This window comes from Umezawaea sp., from assembly GCF_036375055.1.
Classification (GTDB): domain Bacteria; phylum Actinomycetota; class Actinomycetes; order Mycobacteriales; family Pseudonocardiaceae; genus Umezawaea.
The window spans coordinates 56978-63952 of the sequence record NZ_DASUSQ010000016.1 but is presented as its reverse complement, the minus strand read 5'-3'; the positions used below and the strand labels follow the sequence as shown (position 1 = coordinate 63952).

The following is a 6975-nucleotide window of genomic DNA, read 5'->3' as shown; positions in this document are numbered from 1 at the left end:
CGCCGGGTCCTGCAGCCAGGAACGGAACAGGGCCATTGCCGCACCCGCCATCCCCTGCGGGACTGGCACGGACTCGACATCTGCCAAAGCGCGGGAGAGCCCTGCCGTCACAGCCCGGTCGTCGGACTCCGCGACGGCCAGCCGACGGCTCACGACGTCTGCTTCCCGCACGATGATACGCACTTCGTCGATCGCCCGGAGCAGAGCACGCAGAGCGGTGGCGACGATGGGTTCACGCGCCTGCTTCGGCTTGCGCATCGCGGCGTCTGCGGCCTCGATGATCGCCTCCGCAGCTCCAGGCGTGCTCAGCGCAGCATGAGCTTCTCCGACCGCGGCTCCCTCGCCTGCTCCGTCGGACCAAGCGATCACGGAGTGCAGCGCGGACGCCAGTGGCTGGTCTGTCAACATCAACCGCTGCAAGACCCTGGTCGCACGCTGGTAGCTGTTCTTCCGCCGTGGCAACTCGTCAGCCAAGCTCCTCGCTCGTCTGCCCAGTTCCACACGTGCCTCGCTCACGTCGTCTTCCGGAGGGAGCACACCCACCCCGTAGTCAACCCGGAAGCTCCGACGGACCGCTGCGATCGACGCATCGACAAGTGCTGCCCATTCAGCGGGCAACGTCAGGTCGGGCTGCAGTTGAGCCAGAAGGGAATGACCCCAGCCGGCTATTAGACCAGCACGGAGGATCGCGGTCGTGGCCACCACTGCGGCGTCCATGTCCATGCCCAGTGCCTGGGCGTCCAAATCAAGTGCAGCCAGAATCGCGGTTGCGTCCGAGTTGTTGTGAACGCCGTATGCGGCAGCGGCAAACCTGAGAACCGCGGCACGACGGTCCGGCTCACCCGACATGGCGGTCACCCAGTAGGCTTCCGCGATCCTGCCGTCATACGTCAGTCGGACGGCAAGCGGAGGATCGCCTTCCTCCCAGGGAAAACCGTGCGCCAACTCCTCCGCGCCTGACGACTGTGGATCGTCGTCGAGCGTCTCCGATGTCGTAACGGCCACGTCGGTCGGTACGACATCCACATCTGAGGATTCAACAACCGTGGTCCGAGTTTCATCACGCTTCACGATGGACGTGACCGGCTCGGGCCGACCGGCAGAACGCTCATCACTCTCGTCGGAAAGACCGTCGACGCTGTCCAGCACGGGCTGCTCCGCAACCACGGGTTCAGCCACCAACTCGGCCGTGCAGGCGCTGACGGTTCCGGCACCCAGTTCACCTCGCTGGATCCGCATCGCTTCCAGCGCTGTTCTCAAGGAGTCACGAGCGATCTCCGGAGCTGATTCGACCATCGCCTCCAGCTCGGCGATCTGCCGGTCAAGATCGCGAATTCGCCCAGCGGCGATCTCTCGAGCCCGGAGCTCGGCAACCCGACTAGCGCGGCACTCCTCCATCCGTTCACCAAGACCGTCGAACCCGACCGAGGGCTGCACCTCCACGAGGAGAGCCACAGCCTCGATGAGTCCGCCACGTCGCCTGCTGTACTCGCTCAGACGGGCGTCGATCTCGGTGAACAGTGGAACGCCCGCTTCGACGTCAGCGGCAAGCGAGCGCAGATCGAACGCGATAGTTTCAGCAAATCCACGCAACTCCGCGAGCTGAGCTTCAGCTCGAATCAGGTCGAGGTTGCTGACATCCTCGGAAACCGAGGACTCTGTCCTTTGCAGCGCGCGACCAGTTTCGCCTGAGGTTTCCGCTTCCACAGCCTCAACCACCCGGCATTCAGGAAGGTTCGTCTCCACGGACTCCCCGATTGCCTGCCTCAGGCTGGCCTCGTGTTCGACCGCTAGCGGACTGGCCGGCACGTTGCTAAGCAACAACGCGTAAAGGACGAACTGACCGTAGGGCTGCCCGAGTTCAACCAGCATCCGGGTGAGCATGCGATGGTCGGGTTTGCTCACCGCGTCCAGGTCGAACTCGTAGTGCCTGTTCAGGTAGTGCGAAACCAGCTCGAGCGCGTTCGCCACGAGGGTGAGGAGCTGCTGGTTGGAGGACTTGGTGATGCCCACTCGGATAGCTCTCAGGTCTCTGGACGCGGGACGGCGCCCACCCAAGTACGACATGGGCAGCCGTCCCAGCACGCGCAGGCCGTCATCCACGGACACCAGCGTCGTGAGGTCTGCGTCGTTGAGAGAGGTGAGCCATTTGCGGAACTCACGAAGTGCAGCGCCTGTCACGGAGCGAAGTCATACCTCATTCTGACCACACTTCGTTGGAGTGAACCGCGTGTCGCTTTCGAGTGAACCGCTCACTCACCCGACTGGAGTAGGACATGCATCGCAACAACCGAAACGCGTCCGTACCGAATCAGACCGAGCGCGAGACCTCAGATGGCTTAGAACCGCAAAAATAGTACGTCAACAACATTTATAGCCGATGCATTGACTATCAATGCATATCTACATCTCCATTGGGGGCACATTTGCACTGGATCAAGCCCACTACAGGGATGATCTTGACAAGTCAACTCGATGGCGGAGAGCAGACCGGACAAATCCTGTCCGGCTAATAACCACCGGCGACCTTGACCGCCCCCACCCCCGCCGACACGATCGAGGGAGCGCTCTCACCCCTCCCTGCACCGAGACGCGTCCGGAGGTCTGACAATGGCGTCGTCCAAGCCGTGGCTCATGATCGTGCTGCTGGCCCTAGCATCCGCAGTGACACCGGTTGCGGCCCAGGCACAACCCGCCAACCGGTGGGTGGTGTCGTCGGGCACCCTCTCGGCCACCGTGGCACTGGACCCGTCCGGCAGACCAACCGTGGGGGCGACCCGCTCGGGACGCACCGTGCTGTCCCCCTCCCCGGTAGGCCTCACCACCACGACAGCGGACTTGACCACCGGCCTGCGGTTCACCAGTCGCACGGACCGCACGATCTCCGAGCAGTACGCGATGACCACCGGCAAGCGACGGAACCGGACCGTCACCGCGAACGAGTCGCGGTTGGCGTTCACGACCACGACCGGCGCGCGGATCGACCTGGTGGTGAGGGCTTCAGCGGACGGCGTGGCCTACCGGTACGTGGTACCGGGCCCAGTGACGATCACCGGGGAGGCCTCGACCTTCACCGTCCCCACCAGCGCCCCGGCCTGGCTCCTGCCCTACAACGCCTGGTACGAGGCCGACCGGATCCGAACCACGGCGGGCAGCGCACCGGCGGGCGACTACGGCAACCCGTCCCTGTTCCAGGTGGGCCAGGACTACGCACTCCTCACCGAGTCCGACGTGGACGGACGCTACCCCGGCTCGAAGCTGCGCCACACCGCCGGTTCCGGCTCCTACCAGGTCGTCCTCGCCGACGACCAGGTCACGGCGGAGGCCGAACTCACGACCCCGTGGCGCACGGCGATCATCGGCGACCTCGCCGCGGTCACCGGGTCCACCCTGGTGGACGACCTGGCACCCCCGTCGAAGATCGCGGACACCACGTGGATCAAACCGGGCAAAGTAGCCTGGTCCTGGCTGAGCGAGAACTCCAGCCCGTCCAACTTCGAACGCCAGAAGGCCTACGTCGACTTCGCCGCCCGCAACGCCTGGCCGTACGTCCTGGTGGACGAGGGCTGGAGCGCGACCTGGGCACCGGAGCTGACCAGGTACGCCAGGGCGAAGGGCGTGGACGTCCTGCTCTGGCTCCACTGGACCGCGCTCGACACCAGGGCCGAGCAGGACACCCTCCTCCCGAGGATCCAGGGCTGGGGCGTCAAGGGCGTGAAGCTGGACTTCATGGAGTCCGACTCCCGCGAGCGCTACCGGTGGTACGACGCGGTGCTGGCGAAGACGGCCGACCTGCACCTCATGGTGAACTTCCACGGCTCCACCATCCCCCACGGCCTGGCTCGGACGTGGCCGCACGTCATGACGATGGAGGCCGTGCGGGGCGCGGAGAACCGGCCCGCCGCGGCGAACAACCCGGTGCAGGCGTTCACCCGCAACGTGGTCGGTTCCATGGACTACACGCCGGTGTCGCTCGACGTCGGCACGAAGGAGGCGACGGTCGCGCACGAGGTGGCGCTGCCCGTGGTCTACGAGTCCGGCTGGACGCACTTCGCCGACAAGCCCGAGGCCTACCAGGCGAGGCCGCAGGCGTTGCGCTTCCTCAACCAGGTCCCCACGACCTGGGACGACACCAGGCTGGTCGGCGGCACCCCCGACACCGGTGCGGTGGTGGCGCGGCGCGCGGGTGACCGCTGGTTCGTCGGCGCGATCTCCACCGGTGACGCCCGCACGGTCGCGGCACCGCTGTCGTTCCTGGGTGGCGGGGACTGGCTCGTGGAGGTCGTCCGCGACGACGCGTCCACGTCCCGCGGCGACGTGCTCCGGTCCAGCCAGGTGCTGCGCTCGACGTCCACCCTCTCCGTGGCCGTGCCGCGCAACGGCGGTTTCGCCGCCGTCGCCTGCCCGGCCCGGTCCGGCCGCACGACGTGCGACCTGCCGGTCAAGCAGGTCCCGACGACCTCGCTGAGCGTCACACCGACCCAGGAGTTCGACGCGGCGAAGGGCACGGCCTTCGACGTGACCGGCACGTTCACCAACACCAGTTCCAGCGTCCTGACCGACCCGTCCCTCACGGCGGCGGCCCCCTCGGGCTGGAGCGTGACGGGACTGCCGGTGCGGCGCGGGGCGCTGGCACCGGGCGAGACCATGACCGGCCGGTGGACGCTGCGGGTCGGTGACCAGAGCCCGTACGGTTTCGTGGACGTGCCGGTGTTCGCGGAGTTCAACGCCGAGCGCACGCACGTGGAGAAGGCCGTGCGGGTGTTCGTCCCACCCGCGGTGCCCGGCGGGACGTCGTTCGTGAGCGACCTCCCCTTCACGACCGAGACCAACGGTTGGGGCCCGGCCGAGCGCGACCGCTCCAACGGCGAGAGTTCCGGCGGTGACGGCGCTCCGCTGCGGGTCGGCGGCACGACCTACGCCAAGGGGATCGGCGTGCACGCGGCGTCGGACGTCTCGGTCTACACCGGTCGCCGGTGCTCCGCGTTCACCGCCGGGATCGGTTTGGACGACGAGACGACCGAGACCGGGTCCGTGGTGTTCCAGGTGTACGGCGACGACCGGCTGCTCTACGACAGCGGCGTCATCAGGGAGAAGACCTCCGCCCGCGCCGTGTCGGTCGACGTCGGCGGGGTGCGGTTGCTGAGCCTGCGCGTCACCGACGGCGGTGACGGCAAGAACTTCGACCACGCGGACTGGACGGAGGCGAGGATCGCGTGCGCGTGACGCCCGTCGTGGTGGCCGCTCTGGCGTTCTCGCTGGTCGCCGTTCCCGCGTCGGCGGCGACCACCGCCTACGAGGCCGAGCGGGCGACCCGGACGCTGGGCGTGGTGGAGTCGAACCACGCCGGGTTCACCGGGTCGGGGTTCGTGAACTTCGACAACGTGGTGGGCAGCGCGGTGCGGTTCGCCGTGGACGCGGCCGTGGCGGGCGACCACGACCTGGTGTTCCGCTACGCCAACGGGACGACGGCCGCCCGGCCGCTGCGGATCGAGGTGAACGGGGTGGCGGTCACCGAGGTGTCGTTCCCCGGTACCGGCGCGTGGACGTCGTGGACCACCCGTGTCGTCAGCGCTCGGCTGACCTCCGGCGCGAACACGGTCCGCGCCACCGCCACGACCGCCGACGGCGGCCCGAACCTGGATTCGCTGGTGGTCGACAACGGCGTCGTGGCGCCCGCGCCCGACGACTGGTCCACGGCGATCGTCGACTCGACGATCGCCAGGCGGCCCGCGACGTCGCTCGGCCTGGGCTACACGGACGCGCTGTTCCTCCAGGGCGTGCACCTGGTGTTCGAGCGGACGGGCGATCCGCGGTACCTGGACTACCTGAAGGCGTGGGGCGGTGCCGAGGTGCGGCCGGACGGGAGCACCGGCAACGCGTACAACGACCTGGACAGCATGTTGGCGGGGAACGTCTTCCTGGTGCTCGCCCGCGAGACCGGCGAGGCCCGGTACACGCTGGCGGCCACCCGGATCCGGCAGCGGATGGCCGAGTACCCGCGCACGTCGGACGGCGCGCTGATCCACAACACCGCGTTCACCGGGCAACTGTGGGCCGACGGCGTGTTCATGGCGCAGCCGTTCCTCGCCCGGTACGGCGCGCAGGTCGGGGACGGCCCGGCCGCGTTCGACGAGGCGTCCCGGCAGCTCGTCACGTACTTCGGGCACCTGCGGTCGCCCGACGGGATGCTGTTCCACGCCTACGACGAGACGCGGAGGTCGTCCTGGGCCGATCCCGCCACCGGGGTGTCGCCGGAGGTGTGGTGCCGGGCCGTCGGCTGGTTCGGGATGGCGACCGTGGACGTGCTCGACGTGCTGCCCCCGACGCACCCGAACCGGGCGGCGCTGGTGGACGTCGTGCGGCACCTGGCAGGTGGCTACCAGCGGTGGCAGGACCCGGCGAGCGGCCGGTGGTTCCAGCTGCCGACCAAGCCCTCGCTCGCGGGGAACTGGACCGAGACGTCGTGTTCGAGCATGTACGCGTACACCGTGTCGCGGGCGGTGGAGCGCGGCTACCTGAGCCCGACCTTCCTGCCGGTGGCGGCGAAGGGGTACCGGGGTGTGCTCGACCGGACGTCCACCGGGTCCGACGGACGCGCCCAGGTCGAGGAGATCGTGGTCGGGACCGGGGTGGGGAACGAGCGGTACTACCTGGACCGACCGCGGGCCGTGAACGACTTCCACGGGTTGGGGGCGTTCCTCATCATGAATGAACAACTGGCCTACCCAGACCGATCGGTTGGTCCATGAGAATCGCGTGAAAGCGTCTCGGACCGCATTTTTCGGCCGCTCCAACACCAAGTTGTTACCTGTCGCGCGTGGACCTTGAATCCGCTGGTGGGAGGCGTTCTCGGCACCCCTATCGACCCCTGGGCACCCCAGATTTGTGTCGCATTTAGATCACGACACGCACCCTGGACGAGCTACGCGCGTCTTCTGGGTAGAGAACAGCTCGCTGCTCCTCGCCCGGAAG

Annotated in this window: 3 protein-coding genes; 2 read left to right on the top strand and 1 reads right to left on the bottom strand. The window is 67.8% G+C overall.

Going from position 1 to position 6975, the window contains the following annotated elements; translation table 11 throughout:
* Nucleotides 1–2013, bottom strand: a 2013-nt coding sequence (locus VFZ92_RS05715; protein WP_330874720.1) for a hypothetical protein, incomplete at its 3' end; no start/stop codon positions are given.
* 597 nt (nucleotides 2014–2610) lie between these two features.
* Here VFZ92_RS05715 and VFZ92_RS05710 point away from each other — a divergent pair.
* Both VFZ92_RS05710 and VFZ92_RS05705 read left to right on the top strand, forming a co-directional pair.
* Nucleotides 2611–5226 carry a glycoside hydrolase family 97 catalytic domain-containing protein gene (locus VFZ92_RS05710; protein ID WP_330874719.1) on the top strand — a complete coding sequence of 872 codons (2616 nt, stop codon included), beginning with the start codon at nucleotides 2611–2613 and terminating at the stop codon, nucleotides 5224–5226.
* Entirely contained in the window at nucleotides 5223–6752 is a 1530-nt protein-coding gene (locus VFZ92_RS05705) for a glycoside hydrolase family 88 protein (protein WP_330874718.1), read from the top strand. The genes VFZ92_RS05710 and VFZ92_RS05705 overlap by 4 nt, the downstream gene beginning before the upstream one ends.
* The last annotated feature ends 223 nt before the right edge of the window (nucleotides 6753–6975 follow it).